This window comes from Agromyces sp. Leaf222 (assembly GCF_001421565.1).
Classification (GTDB): Bacteria; Actinomycetota; Actinomycetes; order Actinomycetales; family Microbacteriaceae; genus Agromyces.
On sequence record NZ_LMKQ01000001.1, the window covers coordinates 1,334,777 to 1,354,414 of the forward strand.

At 71.3% G+C, this 19,638-nt stretch carries 17 protein-coding genes; 5 read left to right on the forward strand and 12 right to left on the reverse strand.

The features are described 5' to 3' along the window. Positions 1-55 precede the first annotated feature (55 nt). Positions 56-646, reverse strand: coding sequence for a TetR/AcrR family transcriptional regulator (locus ASE68_RS05785; RefSeq protein WP_055856099.1), 591 nt, complete (start codon positions 644-646; stop codon positions 56-58). A gap of 98 nt (positions 647-744) precedes the next feature. Between ASE68_RS05785 and ASE68_RS05790 the strand changes: the two genes are divergently transcribed. Further along, a complete protein-coding gene (locus ASE68_RS05790; RefSeq protein ID WP_055856102.1) occupies positions 745-1,797 on the forward strand; it encodes a hypothetical protein in 1,053 nt (350 codons plus the stop codon). An 85-nt stretch (positions 1,798-1,882) separates the two neighbouring features. Here the strand turns inward: ASE68_RS05790 and ASE68_RS05795 are convergent, their stop codons facing one another. The 9 genes from ASE68_RS05795 to ASE68_RS05835 all read right to left on the reverse strand — a co-directional run bounded on the left by ASE68_RS05795 (position 1,883) and on the right by ASE68_RS05835 (position 11,465). After that, positions 1,883-2,248: a YrdB family protein gene (locus ASE68_RS05795; protein ID WP_055856105.1), complete on the reverse strand. Its 366-nt coding sequence runs from the start codon at positions 2,246-2,248 to the stop codon at positions 1,883-1,885. 138 nt (positions 2,249-2,386) lie between these two features. Continuing rightward, positions 2,387-3,259: a formyltetrahydrofolate deformylase gene (purU, locus tag ASE68_RS05800; protein WP_055856107.1), complete on the reverse strand. Its 873-nt coding sequence runs from the start codon at positions 3,257-3,259 to the stop codon at positions 2,387-2,389. A gap of 63 nt (positions 3,260-3,322) precedes the next feature. Beyond that, on the reverse strand, positions 3,323-5,329 hold the full coding sequence (locus tag ASE68_RS05805) for a sigma-70 family RNA polymerase sigma factor (RefSeq protein ID WP_055856110.1): 2,007 nt from the start codon (positions 5,327-5,329) through the stop codon (positions 3,323-3,325). 327 nt (positions 5,330-5,656) lie between these two features. Then, a complete protein-coding gene (gene nagA / locus ASE68_RS20155) occupies positions 5,657-6,823 on the reverse strand; it encodes an N-acetylglucosamine-6-phosphate deacetylase (protein ID WP_055856114.1) in 1,167 nt (388 codons plus the stop codon). Then, the gene (locus tag ASE68_RS20160; protein ID WP_055856118.1) at positions 6,820-7,608 is read right to left on the reverse strand and encodes a DeoR/GlpR family DNA-binding transcription regulator; all 789 of its coding nucleotides are present in this window, start codon (positions 7,606-7,608) and stop codon (positions 6,820-6,822) included. Before ASE68_RS20160 ends, nagA begins: the two co-directional genes overlap by 4 nt. After that, the gene (locus tag ASE68_RS05820) at positions 7,605-8,459 is read right to left on the reverse strand and encodes a class II fructose-bisphosphate aldolase (protein ID WP_055856122.1); all 855 of its coding nucleotides are present in this window, start codon (positions 8,457-8,459) and stop codon (positions 7,605-7,607) included. The genes ASE68_RS20160 and ASE68_RS05820 overlap by 4 nt, the downstream gene beginning before the upstream one ends. Further along, positions 8,456-9,568 carry a 1-phosphofructokinase family hexose kinase gene (locus ASE68_RS05825; RefSeq protein ID WP_082462058.1) on the reverse strand — a complete coding sequence of 371 codons (1,113 nt, stop codon included), beginning with the start codon at positions 9,566-9,568 and terminating at the stop codon, positions 8,456-8,458. The genes ASE68_RS05820 and ASE68_RS05825 overlap by 4 nt, the downstream gene beginning before the upstream one ends. Then, positions 9,565-10,593 carry an ROK family protein gene (locus tag ASE68_RS05830; RefSeq protein ID WP_082462059.1) on the reverse strand — a complete coding sequence of 343 codons (1,029 nt, stop codon included), beginning with the start codon at positions 10,591-10,593 and terminating at the stop codon, positions 9,565-9,567. The genes ASE68_RS05825 and ASE68_RS05830 overlap by 4 nt, the downstream gene beginning before the upstream one ends. A gap of 2 nt (positions 10,594-10,595) precedes the next feature. Then, complete coding sequence (locus ASE68_RS05835; protein ID WP_055856126.1) at positions 10,596-11,465, reverse strand: SIS domain-containing protein; 870 nt, start codon at positions 11,463-11,465, stop codon at positions 10,596-10,598. Positions 11,466-11,864: 399 nt separating this feature from the next. On the opposite strand from ASE68_RS05835, the gene ASE68_RS05840 reads away from it, so the two are divergent. The 3 genes from ASE68_RS05840 to ASE68_RS05850 all read left to right on the forward strand — a co-directional run bounded on the left by ASE68_RS05840 (position 11,865) and on the right by ASE68_RS05850 (position 15,113). Next, entirely contained in the window at positions 11,865-13,109 is a 1,245-nt protein-coding gene (locus ASE68_RS05840) for an extracellular solute-binding protein (RefSeq protein ID WP_055856129.1), read from the forward strand. Between the two features lie 67 nt (positions 13,110-13,176). Then, positions 13,177-14,202 carry a carbohydrate ABC transporter permease gene (locus ASE68_RS05845; RefSeq protein WP_082462060.1) on the forward strand — a complete coding sequence of 342 codons (1,026 nt, stop codon included), beginning with the start codon at positions 13,177-13,179 and terminating at the stop codon, positions 14,200-14,202. Between the two features lie 2 nt (positions 14,203-14,204). Beyond that, the gene (locus ASE68_RS05850; RefSeq protein WP_235480769.1) at positions 14,205-15,113 is read left to right on the forward strand and encodes a carbohydrate ABC transporter permease; all 909 of its coding nucleotides are present in this window, start codon (positions 14,205-14,207) and stop codon (positions 15,111-15,113) included. A gap of 120 nt (positions 15,114-15,233) precedes the next feature. Here ASE68_RS05850 and ASE68_RS05855 read toward each other — a convergent pair whose 3' ends face one another. Both ASE68_RS05855 and ASE68_RS05860 read right to left on the reverse strand, forming a co-directional pair. Then, on the reverse strand, positions 15,234-16,082 hold the full coding sequence (locus tag ASE68_RS05855) for an endonuclease domain-containing protein (RefSeq protein ID WP_055856132.1): 849 nt from the start codon (positions 16,080-16,082) through the stop codon (positions 15,234-15,236). Positions 16,083-16,324: 242 nt separating this feature from the next. Further along, the gene (locus ASE68_RS05860; RefSeq protein ID WP_235480770.1) at positions 16,325-18,064 is read right to left on the reverse strand and encodes a family 20 glycosylhydrolase; all 1,740 of its coding nucleotides are present in this window, start codon (positions 18,062-18,064) and stop codon (positions 16,325-16,327) included. Between the two features lie 296 nt (positions 18,065-18,360). Here ASE68_RS05860 and glyA point away from each other — a divergent pair, with 296 nt between their 5' ends. Further along, entirely contained in the window at positions 18,361-19,635 is a 1,275-nt protein-coding gene (gene glyA / locus ASE68_RS05865) for a serine hydroxymethyltransferase (RefSeq protein WP_055856135.1), read from the forward strand. Positions 19,636-19,638 lie beyond the last annotated feature (3 nt).

Sequence of the window (19,638 nt, forward strand, 5' to 3'; positions counted from 1 at the left end):
CGGTCGAGTCCGCGCCGTTGCGCGTCTCGACCGGCGTTCGCGTCGTCGGCGAGGATCAGCGGGGGAGCAGCTCGGGCAGCGTCTCGAGGTAGGACTCGGCGTCGAAGCCGTCGATGAGCGCGCGCTGCAGCAGGAACCCGGGGCCGAACCCGAGCACGACCGGCGCCGCGCGCCGCGCCCAATCGGCCGCATCGCCCTCGACGCGGTCGGGGTTCGCCGACGCCCAGGCCAGCAGGCCGGTCTCGAGGATGCCGCGGAGCTTGGCGAAGACCCCCTGCACCATCGAGCGGATGTCGGGGTCGATCGCCGCGTCGCCCCAGAGCTGCACGACGACGTCGGCGAAGGGCTCACGGCTCATGCCGCCGAGGAGCGAGGCCATGAGCTCGCCGGGCGACGGCACGGCGCCGTCGCGGCCGAGTTCCTCGAGCTCGGCGGATCGCGAGTCGAGCACGCGCTCGGCGACCGCGGCGAACAGCTCCTTCTTGCCCGCGAAATGCCCGTAGATCGCGCCCGCGGAGAGCCCTGAGCTCTCGATGACGTCGGCCATCGACGTGCGCTGGATTCCGCGTTGGGAGAAGCTGCGCAGTGCGGCCTCGATGATCTCGTCGCGGCGGGCCGCACGATACTCAGCGGTGACCTTCGGCATCCGTACCTCCTTCGAGCACAAACCGAACGGGCGTTCTTGACAAGCATAGAAGCCGGGTTCACAATAAAGAACGAATATTCGTTTTTATTGGAGGAATCATGTCGCATCCGGATGCCATGACGGCGCACACGCCGCTGGCACGCGTCGCCGGGCTCGCACTCGCGCTCGTCGTGCTCGTCGGCGTGCTCGTGCTCGCGTTCTCGTGGCCGACCGTCACGATGGACCCCAAGGACCTGCCGGTCGCGATCGCCGGTCCTGACGCCGCGGTCGCAGCGGCATCCGAGGCCATCGACGAGAAGGCCGAGGGCGCCGTCGCGCTCGAGACCGTCGACGACCGCGCCGCCGCCGTGCAGGCCATCGAGCAGCGCGACGTCTACGGCGCCGTGATCCTCGGCGAGAAGCCGGAGGTGCTCGTGGCCTCGGGCGCCGGCGTCGCGGTCGCCCAGATGCTGACCGGGGTCGCGGCGAGCCTCCAGGAGGGCGTGAACGCCCAGGCGCAGGCGGCGGCTGCGGCCGCGGGAGCACCCGCGCCGGACGCGATCGTGGTCGCGGTCACCGACATCGTGCCGCTCGCCGAGACCGATGCGCGTGGCACGGGCATCGCCACGGCCATGTTCCCGCTCGTGCTGGGCGGCATGATCGGCGGCATCGCCGTCTCCCTCGTCGTCATCGGGGCGCTCCGCCGCGTCTTCGCGGTCGTCGTCTACGGCGCTGCCGGCGGGCTCCTGCTCGCCTGGATCCTCGGCGGGTGGTTCGGCTCGCTGCAGGGCGACTACTGGGCCAACGCCGCCGCCATCGGGTTGACGCTCATCGCGATCGCCGCCCCCATCACCGGACTCGTCGCGCTCATCGGCCGGGCCGGCATCGCCTTCGGTCCCGTCGTGATGCTGCTCTTCGCGAACCCGCTCTCGGCCGCGACCGTGCCGAAGGAGTTCCTGCTCGCGCCGTGGGGCGAGGTCGGCCAGTGGTTCCCGCCGGGTGCGGCGGCGACGCTGCTCCGCGACCTCTCGTACTTCCCTGAGGCCGACGCCACGTTCGCGTGGCTCGTGCTCGGCTCATGGGCGGTCGGCGGCCTGCTGCTCTCGATCGTCGGGCACTTCCGCACCGCGGGCGGCGCCGAATCCGACGCCGAGGCGGCCGTGGCGGTCTGAACGCTCGGCACGACATGGTGAAGGCCCCGAGATCCGGTCGGCGGATGTCGGGGCCTCCGTGCGTTCGATCAGTGGCGGTCGCCGGTCAGTCGGCCAGCTGGCTTCGCCCGTGCAGGATGCCGCTCACGGCGGCGACCACGGCGAACGCGATCGCGACGACCGGCTGGCCGAGCATCCACCACGCGATCGCGACCGTCGTGAAGATGACGATCTCGACGAGCGCCCGCCCGAACACGTCGATGCGGAACACGGACTTCGGCGACAGGAACAGCGCCCAGGCGAGCACGGCGAGGGCGGGAGCGCCGAGGCCGATCAGCACGCCGGGCCACGGCAGCGGGAACATCACGAACCCCCAGATGCCGAGGCTCACGAACGCGAAGAGCTCCAGCAGGAAGCGGAGGATGTCGTTCGGGCCGACCTTGGGCTGGGGCTGGGGGAGTGCACTGCTCACGGGATACCAGCCTACTTCGCCTCGCGAGGTGCAACCGCCTCGAACGGTGTCGAGGCCGCGGGGCCCGCGGGCGGCATCCGCTCATCAGGCCCAGGTGAACGGATCAGGCCGAAGCGACCGGACCGGACTGTTGCGGAATCAGCGGAAGATGATCGTGCGCGCCCCGTCGAGCAGCACCCGCCGCTCGGCGAACCACTTCACGGCCTGGCTGAGCGTGCGACTCTCCTCGTCTTGACCGATCGCGACGAGCTCGGACACCGAGCGCGAGTGGTCGACCCGCACCACGTTCTGCTCGATGATGGGGCCCTCGTCGAGGTCGCTCGTGACGAAATGCGCGGTCGCGCCGATGAGCTTCACGCCGCGCGAGTGCGCCTGACGGTACGGGTTCGCGCCCTTGAAGCCCGGCAGGAACGAGTGGTGGATGTTGATGCACCGCCCGGCGAGTGCCGCGCAGAGCTCGGGCGACAGGATCTGCATGTAGCGGGCCAGCACGACGAGCTCGATGTCGTGCGCGTCGACCGCCTCGAGCACGCGCGCCTCGAAGGCGGCCTTCGACTCGGGGTCGGTCACGGCGGATGCCTCGAACGGCACCCCGTAGAAGTCGACGAGGTCGCGCAGCGTGCCGTGGTTCGAGAGCACCAGCGGGATCTCGATCGGCAGCTGCCCTGCGCGCTGTCGGAACAGCAGGTCGTTGACGCAGTGGCCGGCCGTCGAGGCGAGCACGAGGGTGCGCAGCGGGCGCCCGACCTCGTCGAGCTCCCAGTCCATGGCCCACCTGGCCGTGATCGGCTCGAGGGCGGCCTCGAACTCGGCGCGCTGGGCCGGCGACTCGATCTGCACTCGCATGAAGAAGCTGCCGGTCTCGGTGCTCGCGAACTGCTGGCTCTCGGTGATGTTGCCGCGTGCGGCCACGATCGCCCCGCTGATGGCGTGCACGATGCCCGGCGAGTCGACGCAGCTCAGCGTGAGGACCCAGTGGTTCAGGCGGTCGGTCGAGGCATCCGAGGTCATCCGCCCAGCGTACCGGGGAGGCGGTGGGCCGGAGTTCGCCGGCACTCGTCGGGAGAGGCCGCCCTAGTCGAGTCGGGTGACGCCGGCCGCCGGACCGCTGCGGTCGTCGACCACGTAGCGCACCGAGACATCGAGGAAGTTCGAGATCAGGGCGAGCAGTGCTCCGGATGCCGCGGCGCGGCCGTTCCCGTCGAGCGCGACCTCGCTCGTGAACCACCCGCCGTAGCTCACCTGCACCACGGCGTTGGCAGCGCCCGAGTACTCGCCCTGCCAGCCGAGACGACCACGGGTGAGCAGGAGCTGCGGACTCGAGAGCGAGACCTCGACCACCGTCGCGTCCGAGACGTTGCCCGCCGTGTCGGTCTGCACCACGGCGACGGCCGTCGTGGTGGCGGGCAGGCCGTCGATCCTCAGGGTCCATGCGCCGTCGGCGTCGGCCGTCGCTGCCCAGGTCCGGCCGTTCGCGGCGACCTGGAGGCTCGCGCCCGGCTCCGCCGAGCCGGAGAGGATCGGGTCGACGAGGCCGCCGGCGGTGTCGGGTTCGGAGACCAGCGGAGGGAGGGCGACGGTGTCGACGGGATCGACGGGATCGACGGGATCCACGGGATCGACGGGATCGACGGGATCGACGGGGTCGACCGGATCGACAGGGTCGATGGGATCCACGGGATCGACCGGGTCGACGGGATCGACGGGATCCACGGGATCGACGGGATCGACGGGGTCGACCGGATCCACCGGGTCGACTGGATCGACCGGGTCGACGGGGTCCACCGGATCCACCGGTGCGACGGGGTCGACGATCGTCGGAGTCGGCGTCGTCGGCGGGGCGACGACGGGGAGCACCGGGGCAGGGGCGGCCACGGGCAGGTCGGGCGCCGAGATCGGCTCGGGCTCGAGGCTCGGCACGGGAGCTTCGGGAGCGGGCGCCTGCGACGGCGCGGGCGCCTCCGCGTTCGCGGAGGACTGCTCGGTCGGCTCGGCGGCGACCGCCGCGGCGGGCGGCACGGGATCCTGCGACGCGGGTCCGAAGTTCGGGGCGATGACGACCGCGGCCGCGACGGCGGCGGCGGCCAGTGCGAGCACGCCGATGCCGCTGCCGATCGCGACGCCGCCGATGCCGGCGGTCGCGGCACCCGAGCCGGCGACTGCCGCCACGGAAGACGCGCCGGCCCCCGAGGCGCCTGCGCCCGACGCTCCGGCACCCGTCGTGCCGCCCGCCGCGCCGGTGCCGGCGGCGGCACCCGCGCCTGCGGCACCGAGTGCGACGTCGGCGACCGGAACCCCTTGGGAGAGCCAGGCGGAGTACGCCGTCGCGCCGCCGACGCCGGCGACGAGGGGCAGCAGTACGAGGGCGAGCCTCGAGCCGACCTCACGGGCTTCGGCCGCGATGATCGTGCACTTGGCGCAGCCGTCGAGGTGCGCCTCGAGGCGGGTGGTGTCACGGGTGCCGAGCTTGCCCCGCGCATACGTGCCGAACCGTTCGATGCTCCAGCCGCATTCGGGCTCGGTCTTCGCGTCGCGCAGGTGCGCGCGGATCCACGCCTGACGGAGGCCCTCCCTCGCCCGGTACGCGAGCGCCGCGGTGCTGTTCGCGCTCATGCCGAGCAACGGGGCGACCTGCTGCGGCGTCATGCCCTCGACCTCGCAGTACCAGAGCACCTCCTGCCACCGTGTCGGCAGCGAGCGGAACGCGCGCGCAGTCGTCGACCGGTCGAGCGCGTCGAGGGTCGCCGCCTCGCTCGTCGCCGGGTCCTCGAAGGACTCGAGCGTCTCGAGGTTGGTCTCGTGCCGTGCGCGCCCCCAACTCGACGCCGTGTTGCGGATCGTCGTGAACAGGTACGGCCGGAACGCACCCTGCGGGCCGCCGCCCGCGAGCAGCATGTCGTAGATGCGCGTGAAGGATTCGGAGACGAGGTCGTCGGGGTCGAGCGAGCTGTAGGAGCGTGCGACGGTGCGCGCCGCGGCCGAGTGGCGGTTCCAGAGCTCGCCGTAGGCGGTGCGATCGCCCGTGCGCACGCGCGCGATGAGCGCTGCGTCGGCGGACGGTTCTTCGCGCAGGCGTGCCATGCCGCCTCCTTCGGGTCGCGGGCGTGAGGGTGTTCACCTGAGAGACGCGTCGGCGGGCTGATCATGACGCGATTCGGGACGGGTAGGGCTATTTCACCAGATTTCCTCAGGAACCGCGTCATGAATCGAACGCCGATGCGTCTCATAGGTGAGGGAGACCGAGAGGGAGCCCTTGCGGACGACCGGCGTGGGGACCCCAACCCCGTGCCGGTCGGACGCCAGGATCGGCGCGTCGTGGGGGCGATGCTCCGATCGCCCGAGCGGGTCCGGAGGTGAAGGGGAACACACCTGCGGACCCGCTCCCGGAGCGAGCCCGCGCCCGGCGCCTCAGGCGAGTCGGGTGCCCGCGCCCCACACGCCTTCGACCGCGAGGTCGTCGGCGAGCAGCACCGCGTCGGCGGCGTAGCCGACCTCGAGCCGGCCGAGGTCGTGCGCGCGCCCGATCGCGGCGGCCGGAACCTCGGTGAGCGCGGCGACCGCGATCTCGATCGGCAGGCCGCTGACGGCGACCGCACGCTGCAGGGCGACGTCGAGGGTCAGCGTGGAACCGGCGATCGATCCGCCCTCGGCGAGCCTGGCGACCCCGTCGACCACGTCGACCTCGAGCGACCCGAGGAGGTATCGCCCGTCGGCGGAGCCGGCGGCGGCCATCGCGTCGGTGATGAGCGCGATTCGGCCGGGAGCGCCGGCGAACGCCAACCGTACGACGTCGGGATGCACGTGCACGCCGTCGTTGATCACCTCGAGCGTGACGTGTTGCGCGTGCATCGCCGCGACGACCGGCCCCGGCATCCGATGGTGGATGGCCGGCATCGCGTTGAACGCATGCGTGAGCAGCGATGCCCCGGCGTCGAAGGCCGCGAGCGCGGTGTCGAAGTCGGCACTCGTGTGGCCGACGGCGACCCGCACGTCGGCCTCGACGAACCGGGCGATCGCCGCAGCGGCGCCCTCGTGCTCCGGGGCGATCGTGATCTGCCTGAGCGTGCCGTCGGCGGCTTCGAGCAGGCGGTCGACGGATGCCGCATCGGCCGTCCTGAGCAGCGTCGGGTCGTGCGCACCGCGGAACCCGCGATCGAGGAACGGCCCCTCGAGGTGCGAGCCGAGCAGGCGGGGGTCGCGGGCGCTCACCGCGGCGATGGTCTGCACCTGCGACACGAGGTCGTCGATCGAGGCCGTCACGAGCGAGAGCACGCTGCGCGTGGTGCCGTGCTGGTTGTGCACCGAGAGGATGCGCTCGATCGCGTCGACGCCCTCGTCGGCGGCGGCCCCGCCTGCACCATGGCAGTGCAGGTCGATGAACCCGGGCGCGAGCAGCCGCCCCGCGGCATCCGTCACCTGGAGCTCGGATGCGTCGGGGCCGGTGTCGTCGGCCCAGCCGGCGCCCGTGCCGACGGCGGCGATGCGGTCACCCGCGAAGCGCACCCAGGCGTCGTCGACGATGCCGGAGGGGCGCACGAGGCGCGCGGAATGGATGACGGTCGTGCCGGAGCTCACGAGGCAACGATAACGTCGTAGCCGTGCTCGGTCAGCCGCTGGCGCTGCTCGGGCGTCGCGCCCTCGTCGGTGATGACGGTCGCGAACAGGCGGCGCGGGCCGATCGCGGCGAACGCGCGCTTGTCGATCTTCGAGGAGTCCGCGACGATCACGGCGTGCGTGGCACGCGAGGCCATGAGCGTGTTGACCGCGGCCTCGCGCTCGTCGTGCGACGTCGGGCCGACGATCGGGTCGATGCCGTTGACCCCGATGAACGCGAGGTCGAGCGTGATGTTGCCGAGCACGGCGTCGACGTAGGAGCCCACGAGCTCGTACGAGCGCGGGTGCACCACGCCGCCGGTGACGACGGTCTTGATCTGCGGCCGCACCGAGAGCTGCATGGCGATGTTCAGCGCGTTGGTGACGACGGTGAGGCCCGGGTCGGGCGCCGGCTCCATGATGTCGGCGCGCGCCATGAGCGCATCGGCGATCGCCGTCGAGGTCGTGCCGCCGCAGAGTCCGATCACGGCACCGCGCGGCACGAGGGCGCTCGCGGCGCGCGCGATGGCCGCCTTCGCATCGGGGTTCTGCTGGTTCTTGTAGCGCAGCGGCAGGTCGTAGGCGACCGAGTGGGCGACCGCGCCGCCGCGCGTGCGCGTCAGCAGTTGCTGCTGCGCGAGCGCGTCGAGATCGCGCCGCGCGGTGGCCGGCGACACGCCGAGCCGGTCGACGATCTGCTCGACCTCGACCTGGTTGTTCTCGGCGAGCAGGTCGAGCACTGCGCTGAGGCGCTCGGCACGGTTCATCCGTTGGGGTCCTTTCGGGCGGATCCGAAGAGCTCGAGCAGGCGGGCCGCCTCGCGGGCGATGGCATCGCGCCCGGCGGCCAGGTACGTCCGCGAGTCTACGGCTGCCGGGTGCGCGTCGAGGTAGGCACGGATCGCTCCGGTGAACTGCGCGTTCAGGTGCGTCGACACGTTGACCTTGACGAGCCCGGCGCGAATGCCGGCGACGAGCAGGTCGTCGGACACGCCGGATGACCCGTGCAGCACGAGCGGCACGGCCACGGCGTCGCGCAACCGTGCGATGAGGTCGAGGTCGATGGCCGCGACCCGCTCGGTCATGGCGTGCGAGGAGCCGACGGCGACGGCGAGGGCGCCGACGCCGGTCTCGGCGACGAAACGGGCGGCCTCGTCGGGGTCGGTGCGCACGCCGGGCGCGTGGGCGCCGTCCTTGCCGCCGATCTCGCCGAGCTCGGCCTCGACGAGCACGCCGGATGCCGCGGCATGCGCCACGACGCGTCTCGTGGTGGCGACGTTCTGCTCGAAGGGCAGCTTCGCCCCGTCGTACATGACCGAGCCGAAGCCGAGGTCGATCGCGCGCAGCGCCAGCTCCGGGTCCTCGGCGTGGTCGAGGTGCACGGCCACCTGCGCGCTCGACGCGTCGGCGACGGCGAGCGTCGCCCTCGCGATCGGGTCGAGGTCGCCGTGGAATCTCACGCAGTTCTCGGAGAGCTGCAGCACGACCGGGAGGCCGGTCTGCTCGGCCGCCGCCACGAGCGCCTCGGCGGTCTCGAGGTGCAGCACGTTGAAGGCGCCGAGTCCGCGTCGTGCGGCGACGGCCTCGTCGAGCAGGCGGCGAGTGGGGGCGAGCGTCATGCGGGGTCCTCGGTGGGGTCGGCGTGGTCGGGGTTCTCGGAGTCGCCGGTGCTGCGGGTGCGGTCCGTGTGCTCGTGCGGGTCGGGCGGCGGGCCGTCGACGATGACCTCGCGTTCGAGCGCGTGGTGCTCGGGCGACAACGACCCGGCGAGCGGTGCGAGCACCGCGGATGCCGACCAGGCGACGGCCCGTCGCACGAGCCGTCGGCGGGCCGCCGTCGCCGAAGGGGTGTCTTCGTCGAGGGCGATGGGCTCGGCCAGTGCGGCGGCCATCGCGGCGACGGCCGCGTCGCCCGCCCCCGTCGCATTGCCGCGGAGCACCCGCGGCAGGCGGGCGCGAACGGGCTCGCCGTGCTCGGCCCGGCTCACGAGCATGAGCCCGTCGCCGCCGAGCGAAACGACGACGAGCGTCGCACCGAGGTCGAGGAGCATGCGGGCGCCGTCGACGGGGTCGCCGAGCCCGGTGGCCGCCGCAAGCTCCTCGCCGTTCGGCTTCAGCGCGTAGGCGCCGGCGCGTGCCGCCTCGAGCAGGCCGGGGCCGCTCGTGTCGACGATCACACGAAGCCCTGCGCGATTCAGCGCGGTCACGAGGGCGCCGAGCCGCTCGGGCGTGTACCCGGGCGGCAGGCTGCCCGCGATCACGACGACGTCGACGTCGCGCACGTCGGACGAAGATGCCGGTGCTGATGCGGAGGCCGGTGCGGATGCGGTGCGCGCCCCGACGCGGGAGGCCCACTCCAGGGCGGCCGCGTCGAGCGCTGCCGCCTCGTCGGGCGTGAGCGGTGACCCGTGCTCGTTGAGCACGGCGGTGTGGGCGGCATCCGTGTCGACGATGGCGACGCTGCGGCGGGTCGCGCCTTCGACGGCCACGAGACGATGGGGGACCCCGGTGGCGATGAGGTCTGCGGCGAACTCCGAGCCGGTCGGGCCGCCCGCGGTCGAGAGCGCCAGCACTGCGATGCCCTGTTCGTGCAGCACCCTGGCGACGTTGACGCCCTTGCCGCCCGCCCGGGACGCACCCGCCTCGACGCGATGCGTCTCGCCCGGAAGGAGCCGGTCGACGTGCCAGGTCAGGTCGAGGGCCGGATTCGGGGTGATCGCGAGGATCATGCCGTGCCCGCGTGCGTGGTGCCGGCCGCGAGATCGCGGGCGGCGAGTGCCGTGCCGAGCAGCCCGGCGTCGTCGCCGAGGAGCGCGCGGATGAGCTCGGGGCGGCGATGGAAGCTCAGCCGTGCGTCGAGCCGCTCGCGCAACGGATCGAACAGGTCCGCGCCGGCCTGCGAGAGCCCGCCGCCGATGACGACCGCCTGCGGCGCGATCGTGGCCGTGAGCCGGGCGAGCGAGTCGGCCAGCGCGTCGAGGGCGTCGTTCCAGATGCCCGCCGCGACGGCGTCGCCTGCTGCCGCGGCTGCAAGCACCTCACGGGCCCCCACGACCGGGACACCGGATGCCGCGGCGTAGCGCCGAGCGATCGCGCCCGCCGAGGCGATGGTCTCGAGGCATCCGATGGCGCCGCATGCGCAGCGCTCGCCGTGGGGATCGGCCAGCGAGTGCCCGATCTCGCCGGCGAACCCGCCGCCGGCGAGCGGGCGACCGTCGAGCACGATCGATCCGGCGATGCCCGTGCCGATGGCGAGCACGATGACGTCGTGGTAGCCCCGCGCGGCACCGAGGCGATGCTCGGCGTCGCCGGCGGCCCGCACGTCGTGCCCGAACGCGACCGGCAGCCCGAACGCGCGCTCGCCGAGGTCGCGGATCGGCGCGTCGCGCCATCCGAAGTTCGAGGCGAAGACGCCGACGCCGGTGACCTCGTCGACGATGCCGGGAACGCTGAGGCCCACGGTGACCGCTTCGAGGCCCGGCTGCTCGGCGAGGTGCGTTCTCGCGAGCTCGGCGAGCGAGTCGACGACCGAGCCCGCCGGGTCGGACGGATCGATCGGGGTCGCCGTGCGGCGCAGCCCGACGACCCGGCCGTCGCGATCGACCAGGGCCGACTTCGTGTCGGTGCCGCCGACGTCGAAGGCGAGCACCGCCGCGCCGGGGCCGAGCACGGGTCGGCCGGTCGCGGGCGGACCCGGCACCGCGGCGCCGTCGACGGGGGAGCCGTGTGCGGGGGATCGGTCGTCGGCGGACATGGTCAGGCGTCGAGGATGACGGAACGGGTCAGGTTGCGCGGTGCGTCGGGGTCGAGTCCGCGAGCGCGGGCCCTGGCGAGGGCGACCCGCTGGGCACGGACGAGCTCGGCCATCGGGTCGAGCGTGCCGGCCTCGAACCTGGCGCCCGTCGCACGCACGTCGCCCGCGAGCCCGACGGGTGCGTCGCCGAACTGCCAGGTCACGCGACCGGGTGCCGCGATCGCGATCGGACCGTGGCGGTACTCCATCGACGGGTACGACTCGGTCCACGACTGCGATGCCTCGCGCATCTTCAGCGCCGCCTCGTGCGCGAGGCCGACCGACCAGCCCTGGCCGAGGAACGAGTACTGCTCGGCGTCGACGAGCTCGGGGTCGAGGGTCTCGGCGACGGCCGTCGCGGCATCCGTGATCGCGCCCTCGAGGTTCTCGCCGAGCGAGGCGCGGAAGAGCGCGAGCGCGGTGGTCGCGAAGCGGGTCTGCACGACCGACTGCTCGTCGGCGAACGGCAGCGTGATCGCCTCGTCGACGAGGCCGACCAGCGGCGAGGTCGGGTCGCCGATGACGCCGATCGTGCGCACCCGCCCGCGGAGGTGCTCGACGAGCTGCAGCACCTCGGTGGTCGTGCCAGACCGGGTGAGGGCGACCACGGCGTCGTAGCCGCGATCGACGAACGCCTCGGATGCGGTGAACGCGTCGGTCTCGCCGTGCCCGCCGGATTCGCGCAGCCACGCGTAGGACTGGGCCATGAACCAGGAGGTGCCGCAGCCGACGACGGCGATGCGTGCGCCGTGTGCCGGCAGGGCTCGCTGCTGGTCGGTGAGGGCCGCGGCTCGCGCCCAGGTCTGGGGCTGCGATTCGAGTTCCGCGGCCATGTGCGCTGCGGGCTGGTGGGTCGGCGTGGAGGTCACGTGTTCTGCTCTCGGTGAGACGTTCGGGCTCGCGATGCGAGCGTGATGAATTCATGATTGCAGATGAGTGCTACGCCTGTCTAATGATCACCCCAACGCGCGTTTGTGGATGCGGTCAGGCGAAGCCGTTGGTTTGTGAAGATTCTGAACAAATTCGGTAACGATCGTTCGAAAGGGGTTGACGCCCCTCGGAGCGAGGTCATAAGTTTTCCGCACCGAGTGAACGATTCTGCTCGTTTATGCGAGAAACGTTCATGAAACAGCACGGCGCAGCGTCGAAATGTGCTGGATCGGAACACACGCACCGGGGCGTGAACGCGCGATGTCGCCGGCGCACCACCCATCAGAGTGAGGAAAGCATCCATGAAGAAGTCACTGCGCTTCGGCTCGGCGGTCGCGATCGCCGCGGTCGCCTCGATGACACTCGCCTCGTGCGGCTTCGGCGGCGGCGGCGACGATGACAGCGCGTCGGGGGCGACCACCATCGACCTGCTCGTGCCCAGCTACTCCGATGCCACCCAGGGTCTCTGGGAGGACGTCATCAAGGGCTTCGAAGCCGAGAACACCGACATCGACGTCAAGCTCGAGGTCCAGTCGTGGGACAACCTCGAGACGGTCATCGCCACCAAGATCCAGGCCGGCGAGGCACCCGACATCTACAACGGCGGCCCGTTCGCCGGCTTCGCGGCCGACGACCTGCTCTACCCGGCCGAGGACGTCGTCTCGCCCGAGACCTACTCCGACTTCCAGGACTCGTTCCTCGCCAACGCCGAGGTCGACGGCACCGCCTACGCGCTGCCGCTCATCGCGTCGGCCCGTGCGCTGTTCGTGAACAACGCACTGCTCGACCAGGCCGGCGTCGAGGCCCCCACCAACTGGGACGAACTGCTCGACGCGGCCACGAAGGTCTCCGCGCTCGGCGGCGGCATCGCCGGTTACGGCATGCCCCTCGGCTCCGAGGAGGCGCAGGCCGAAGCGGCCGTGTGGCTCTGGGGCGGCGGCGGCACGTTCGGTGACGCGTCCACGATCACGATCGACGACCCGTCGAACCTGCCGGGCGCCGAGCAGATCAAGAAGATGATCGACGCCGGCGCGACGCAGGCCGACCCCGGCTCGACCGACCGCTCGCCGCTCATGGACATCTTCATCCAGGGCAAGATCGGCATGCAGGTGGGCCTCCCGCCGACCGTCGGCCAGATCGAGGAGAACAACCCCGACCTCGACTACTCGATCGTCCCGATCCCCACCCAGGACGGCAGCCCGATCACGGTCGGCGTCATGGACCAGCTCATGGCCTTCCAGAACGACGGCGACAAGCAGGACGCCATCACCAAGTTCCTCGACTACTACTACACGTCCGACGTGTACGTGCCGTGGGTGCAGGCCGAGGGCTTCCTGCCCGTCACGAAGTCCGGCGCCGACGCGCTCGGCGGCGAAGAGGCGCTGAAGCCGTTCCTCGACGTGCTGCCCGACGCGCAGTTCTACCCGAGCACCAACCCCGGATGGTCGGCTGCGGACTCCGCGTTCAAGGCGCTGTTCGGCCAGATCCAGACGAAGCCCGCGCAGGACGTCCTCACCGAGGTCCAGGCGCAGGCCGACGCCGGCTGAGCCGACCCGCACCTAGCACCATCGCGCACCAACCAGCACGACCGGAGGGATCGGTGACCACCGACTCATGAGCACCACGTCAGATGTGTCATCGACCCCGGCGGGGGCGGCCGAGCGCCGCCCCCGCTCCGGCGGGTCGGACTCCGGCCAGAGCTCCGGCGGGAACTCCGGCCGGAATCCCGAAGCCCCCGAGAACGGCCGACGGCCGCGCAGCCGGCGCCGCGAGATCCTCGCCGCCCTGCCCTGGATCGGCCCCGCCCTCATCCTCATCTTCGGCGTCGTGCTCTACCCGGCCGTCGTCATGTTCTTCAACTCCACGCGCGACATCTCGCAGTCGGGCGTCGACAAGGGTTCGGTCGGCTTCGACAACTTCGTCGAGGTCTTCTCGTTCCCCTACTTCTGGCCGATCTTCGGCCGCACCATCGTCTGGGTCGTCGTGGTCGTGGCGGTCACCGTGCTGCTCTCGCTCGGCCTCGCCCAGATCCTCGACAAGGCCTTCCCCGGTCGGCGCATCGTGCGCCTCGCCGTCATCATCCCGTGGGCGGCATCCGTCGTCATGACGACGATGGTCGTCTACTACGGCCTCGAGCCGTACTTCGGCATCATCAACAAGTTCCTCGTCGACGTCGGTCTCGTCGACACCCCAGAGGGCTACGGATGGACCCGCAATCCCGAGACGGCCTTCGCGTGGTCGATCGTCGTCGCCGTCTTCGTCTCGCTGCCGTTCACGACCTACACGATCCTCGCCGGGCTCGCGACCGTGCCGGGCGACATCGTCGAGGCCGCGAAGATGGACGGCGCCGGGCCCGTGCGCACCTACTTCGGCATCGTGCTGCCGCAACTGCGCGGCGCCCTCAGCGTCGCCGTGCTGATCAACATCATCAACGTGTTCAACTCGCTGCCGATCCTGAAGGTCATGACCGGCTCGATCCCCGGCTACGACGCCGACACGATCATGACGCTGATCTTCAAGTACATCCAGAACCAGCACAAGATCGACGTCGCGAGCGCGCTCTCGGTCGTCGCGTTCCTCATCGTGATCGTGATCGTCGCCGTGTACGTCAGGGTCGTCAAGCCCATGAAGGAGGTCTGACCGTGGCCGTCACCGCCCCCGCCTTCGAGACGATCGGCCCGCCTGCGGCATCCGCTCGCAAGCGTCGCTACACCGAGGACCAGATCCCGATCGGCCGTGTGCTGCTGCGCATGCTCGCCGGCCTGGTCGTGCTCGCGATCTTCATCCTCCCGTACACGATCATGTTCTTCGGGTCGGTCAAGACGAAGTCGCAGATCCGCTCGGTCGACCCGACCTACTTCCCCCAGGAATGGCACTGGGAGAACTACCTCACCATGTGGTCGACACCCGAGACGCCCCTCGTGCAGAACCTCATCTCGACGATCGTGATCGCGGTGTTCGCCACGCTGCTCGTGCTGCTCGTGGCCCTGCCCGCGGCGTACTACACGGCGAGGTTCCTCTTCCCGGGGCGCATGGTGTTCCTCTTCCTCGTGATCGTCACGCAGATGCTGCAGCCCGCCGTGCTCACGTCGGGGCTCTTCCGCCAGTTCGTCACGCTCGACCTCGTCGACACCTGGGCGGCGATGATCCTCATCAACGCCGCGTTCAACCTGTCGTTCGCCGTGTGGATCATGCACTCCTTCTTCGCGGGCATCCCGAAGGAGGTCGATGAGGCCGCGCAGATCGACGGCGCCGGGCGCCTGACCGTGCTGTTCCGCATCCAGCTGCCGCTCGTGTGGCCCGGCATCGTGACCGCGATCGTGTTCACGTTCGTCGCCTGCTGGAACGAGTTCGCCGCCTCGCTCGTGATCCTCTCGACCGCCGGCAACCAGCCGCTCTCGGTCGCGCTCACGAAGTTCGTCGGCCAGTACGAGACCAGCTGGCACTACGTCTTCGGCGTCTCGGTCGTGGCGATCATCCCGGTCGTGATCCTGTTCATGATCATCGAGAAGCGCCTCGTCGGCGGCCTCACGGCGGGCAGCGTCAAGTAGCGCAGGTTCCGGATGCCGCGGCGCGCGCTGCGGCATCCGGAACCCAGCGCATGCAAGCCGTGCGTGACGCCCCGGCATCCGAACCGTGGTTCGCACCCTGCTCAGGCACCCGCACGCACGTCAGGCCGATTCCGCACGGATGCGCCTGAGCAGCGTGCGATCGCTTGACGAGCGTTCGCCCAAAGAGCCATGCAGGCCGATCGCCACCGCCGATCGGATCTCGAGCTCGACTTCCTGCCAGCCGTAGAGCACCTGCCGGTAGTCGAACCGCAGCACCGTGAACCCCAGCAGGGCGAGCCGGCGGTCGTGGGCGAGGTCACGGCGCCGACTCGCGGCATCCCGGTGGAACTCGTAGCCGTCGAGTTGGATGACCAAGCTGGACCCGACGAGTCCGTCGACCGCGTGCCCTGCCAGGTGCACCTGCTGACGCACCGGCAGCGAGAGTTGGGAGGCGCCGTCGCGGACCCGGCGCGCCGAGGCGTGCCGGAGCGGGAGACGTGCGAGGTACCGGTGGTCGACGGTTCCTTGCCGCATGGCGGATTCCCACGTTGCGAGCGCGTGATCGAGCGGCCGGCACTCGGCGACATGGACCAGCGCATCCACCACCGGCTCCACCAGTTCGAGGTGGTGGGCTCCGAGCGGCCCGGCGTTCCAGTGGATGCGCGCGCCAGCGGCGTCGAATCGCGAAGCGCCGTGGGCGACGGCGAAATGCGGCACGTCGTCGTCGATGACCCACAAGCCGTGCTCCCGTGCGGCTGTGACGCACGCGACACGTCCGCCGATCGCGGCTGCCGCGCGGAGCAGCGGCGGCGCGTCGGGGCCGGCGAGCCACACGCGCCGGAGTCGCTGAACGGACCCGGCGGCGACCGCGGCGCGGATCGAGTACTTCGTGAACCCCGCGGCGAGGGCCTGTTGGACGTGCCGGATGCCGCCTTCGGCCTCGAGCCATCGGGTGAGCGAATCGCGCATCGGTCCAGCCTCGCGGCACCGACACGTCCACGCCGGTGGTTCCGGCCGCCGGCATGGTGGGGAGTCCGCTGCGGGCGTGTGGAGGAACGGTGGCATCACCCGTTCATCGAACGGTGCTCAGGCGAACGTTCGCTACTCAGGCCTGTTCTGCGGATTCGTGCCTGAGCAGCGCACGTTCGCCTGAATCCATGACGGGCAGGGGCGTGCCGAGCGGGCGGGCGGCGAGTCGGGCGGCGCCGCGCTCAGTCGACCCAGGGCACCCCGCCGACCTTGCGGTACGAGACGCCGAGGGCGTCGAGGTGGGCGCCGAGCGACGCCAGCCGGCCATGGAACGAGTCCAGGTCGCGGGCCCCGCCGTCGGTGACGGGCCGGCCCTCGGCGAGAGCCGAGGCCGAGGGCGCCGGCGACCACGCGATCTCGGCGATCGCCGCGATGCGGGGGAACACCATGTACTCGAGGTCGGGCGCCGCGGCGATCGTCTCGGTCCAGAGGGGCGCCTCGACGCCGAGGATGTCGGCCTCGGCGAGCCCCGGCACGATCGCGGTGGGCTCCCAGCCGTAGGCCTCCTCGAGCGTCGTCGGTCCGTCGGCCCACGTGAGTCCGAGCTTGGAGCCGAGGGGGCCGTCGGGGTCGTCGGGGTACTTCATGTCGAGGTAGGCGACGTCGGCGGGGGAGAGGATGACGCTCCCGCCCTGCTCGACGAACGAGGTGGTGAGTTCGGCCGCGTCCTCCTGCGGTTCGACGTAGCTCCAGTACTGGCCGACGGTGCCGGCGGGCAGCTCGCGCGAGGCGCCCATCTCGTGCCATCCGATGAGCGTCTTGCCGGTCGCGGCTCCGGCGGCCGTGATGCGGCGCACGAGATCGAGGTAGTCGGCCTGCGGCGTCGCGAGCGACTCGTCGCCGCCGACGTGCAGCCACGGGCCGGGGGTCATCTCGGCGAGCTCGCGCGTGACGTCGGCGAGGAACCGGTCGGTGGCCTCGGCGCGCTCCGGCGAGGCGCAGAGCGATGAGAACCCGACTTCCATGCCCTCGTAGGGCTTGGGCGCGACGCCGTCGCAGTTCAGCTCGGGGTAGGCGTGCAGCGCCGCGTTCGTGTGTCCGGGCAGGTCGACCTCTGGCACGACGGTCACGAACCGCTCGGCGGCGTACTCGACGATGCGCCGGTAGTCGTCCTTCGTGTAGAAGCCGCCGCCGTCTCCGCCCACCGACGTCGTCGCGCCGGCCGCGGTGAGCTCGGGCCACGAGTCGATCTGGATGCGCCAGCCCTGGTCGTCGGTGAGGTGCAGGTGCAGCACGTTGAGCTTCAGCAGGGCGATGCGGTCGATGTGGTCGAGCACGTCCTCGACGGGGAAGAAGTGGCGGGCCACGTCGAGCATCGATCCGCGGTAGGCGAAGCGGGGCGCATCGGCGACGGATGCCGCGGGCAGCGTCCATCCGTCGGCGGGCGGCTTCGCGGCATCCGTTCGCTCGATCGCGGCGGGCAGCAGTTGGCGCAGCGACTGCGATGCCCGGAACAGTCCGGCGGGCGTGTCGGCCGCGAGGCGCACGCCGTCGGAGCCGGACTCGAGCGTGTAGCCCTCGGCGGCACCGTCGGGCGCTTCGCCCGCGGCGACCACGAACGCGATGTCGGATGCCGCGGCATCCGCTCCATCGGCACCGTCGACCACGGGCAACCCGAAGCCCGTCGACACCCGGGCGAGGGCGCCGAAGGTCTCGGCGACCGCCGCCGCCCCTTCGCCCTTGGCGACGAGACGGCTGTTCTGTTCGAGCGTGAATGGCGCCCGGTCGGGGTAGTCGGCGCTGATCGGCGCCGGCACGATGCCGGTCATGGCTTCTCCGTTCTTGGCCGGTGCGGTGCACGCGGTGAGTGTGGCCGCGAGCGCGAGGCCCGTGACGAGGCTGATGGCGACCCCGCGAGCGACGAGGGCTGCGCGGGATGCGCCGGGTGCGCGGCGTGCGGCGTTGCGGGTGCGTCGTGGCATGCGTCCTCGGGGTGCTCGGGCTCCGCGCCGGAATGCGAAGGATTCCTAACAGTGCGGCGTGCTCCCATCTTGCCATCGAGACGGCCCCGGCGACAGGGGTGCGCGAGCATCCACCCTCGCGCACGCGGCATCCGTTGCTATGCTTGCGGGGTCGCGACTGGCGTTGAGATGGATTCCCATCGGGGAGCGACTGGCGAGTATCGACCGCACGCCTGGGCCGGTACGGATGCCTTGTCGCGCGAGTCGCGCGACGAGGAACTCTCGTTTGGTCCGTACCGTCACTGAAGGAGCCAGTCTTGGCCGAGTCCGTTTTCAACGCCCCCCTGTCCGAGGTCGATCCCGAGATCGCCGAGGTGCTCGAACTCGAGCTCGGTCGCCAGCGCGACTACCTCGAGATGATCGCGAGCGAGAACTTCGTTCCCGTCTCGGTGCTGCAGTCGCAGGGGTCGGTGCTCACCAACAAGTACGCCGAGGGCTACCCCGGCCGCCGCTACTACGGCGGCTGCGAGTACGTCGACATCGCGGAGTCGCTCGCGATCGAGCGCGCGAAGAGCCTGTTCGGCGCCGAGTACGCCAACGTGCAGCCCCACTCCGGCGCGACCGCGAACGCGGCCGTGCTCTCGGCGATCGCGACGCCCGGCGACACGATCCTCGGCCTCGAGCTCGCGCACGGCGGCCACCTCACGCACGGCATGAAGCTCAACTTCTCGGGCAAGCTCTACAACGCCGTGTCGTACGGCGTCGACCCCGAGACCTTCCTCGTCGACATGAACGTCGTGCGCGACAAGGCCCTCGAGCACAAGCCGCAGGTCATCATCGCCGGCTGGTCGGCGTACCCCCGTCACCTCGACTTCGCCGCGTTCCGCGCGATCGCCGACGAGGTGGGCGCGAAGCTCTGGGTCGACATGGCGCACTTCGCGGGCCTCGTGGCCGCGGGCCTGCACCCGTCGCCCGTGCCCTACGCCGACGTCGTGTCGAGCACGGTGCACAAGACCATCGGCGGCCCCCGCTCGGGCTTCATCGTCTCGCGCGACACCGAGCTCGCGAAGAAGCTGAACTCCAACGTGTTCCCTGGCCAGCAGGGCGGCCCGCTCATGCACGTCATCGCGGCCAAGGCCACGGCGTTCAAGATCGCGGCCTCCGAGGAGTTCAAGGACCGCCAGGCGCGCACCATCCGCGGCGCGCAGATCCTCGCCGACCGTCTCACGGCCGACGACTCGCGTGCGGCCGGCGTCGACGTGCTCACGGGCGGCACCGACGTGCACCTCGTGCTCGCCGACCTCCGCAACTCGAAGATCGACGGCCAGCAGGCCGAAGACCTCCTGCACGAGGCGCTCATCACCGTGAACCGCAACTCGGTGCCGTTCGACCCGCGCCCGCCGATGGTCACCTCCGGCCTGCGCATCGGCACCCCGGCACTCGCGACCCGCGGCTTCGGCGACGTCGAGTTCACCGAGGTCGCCGACATCATCGCGCTCGCGCTCCAGGGCGAGGCGGATGTCGCGTCGCTGCGTTCGCGCGTCGAGGCCCTCACGGCGGCCTTCCCGCTCTACCCGGGCCTCGCCCAGTAGGCC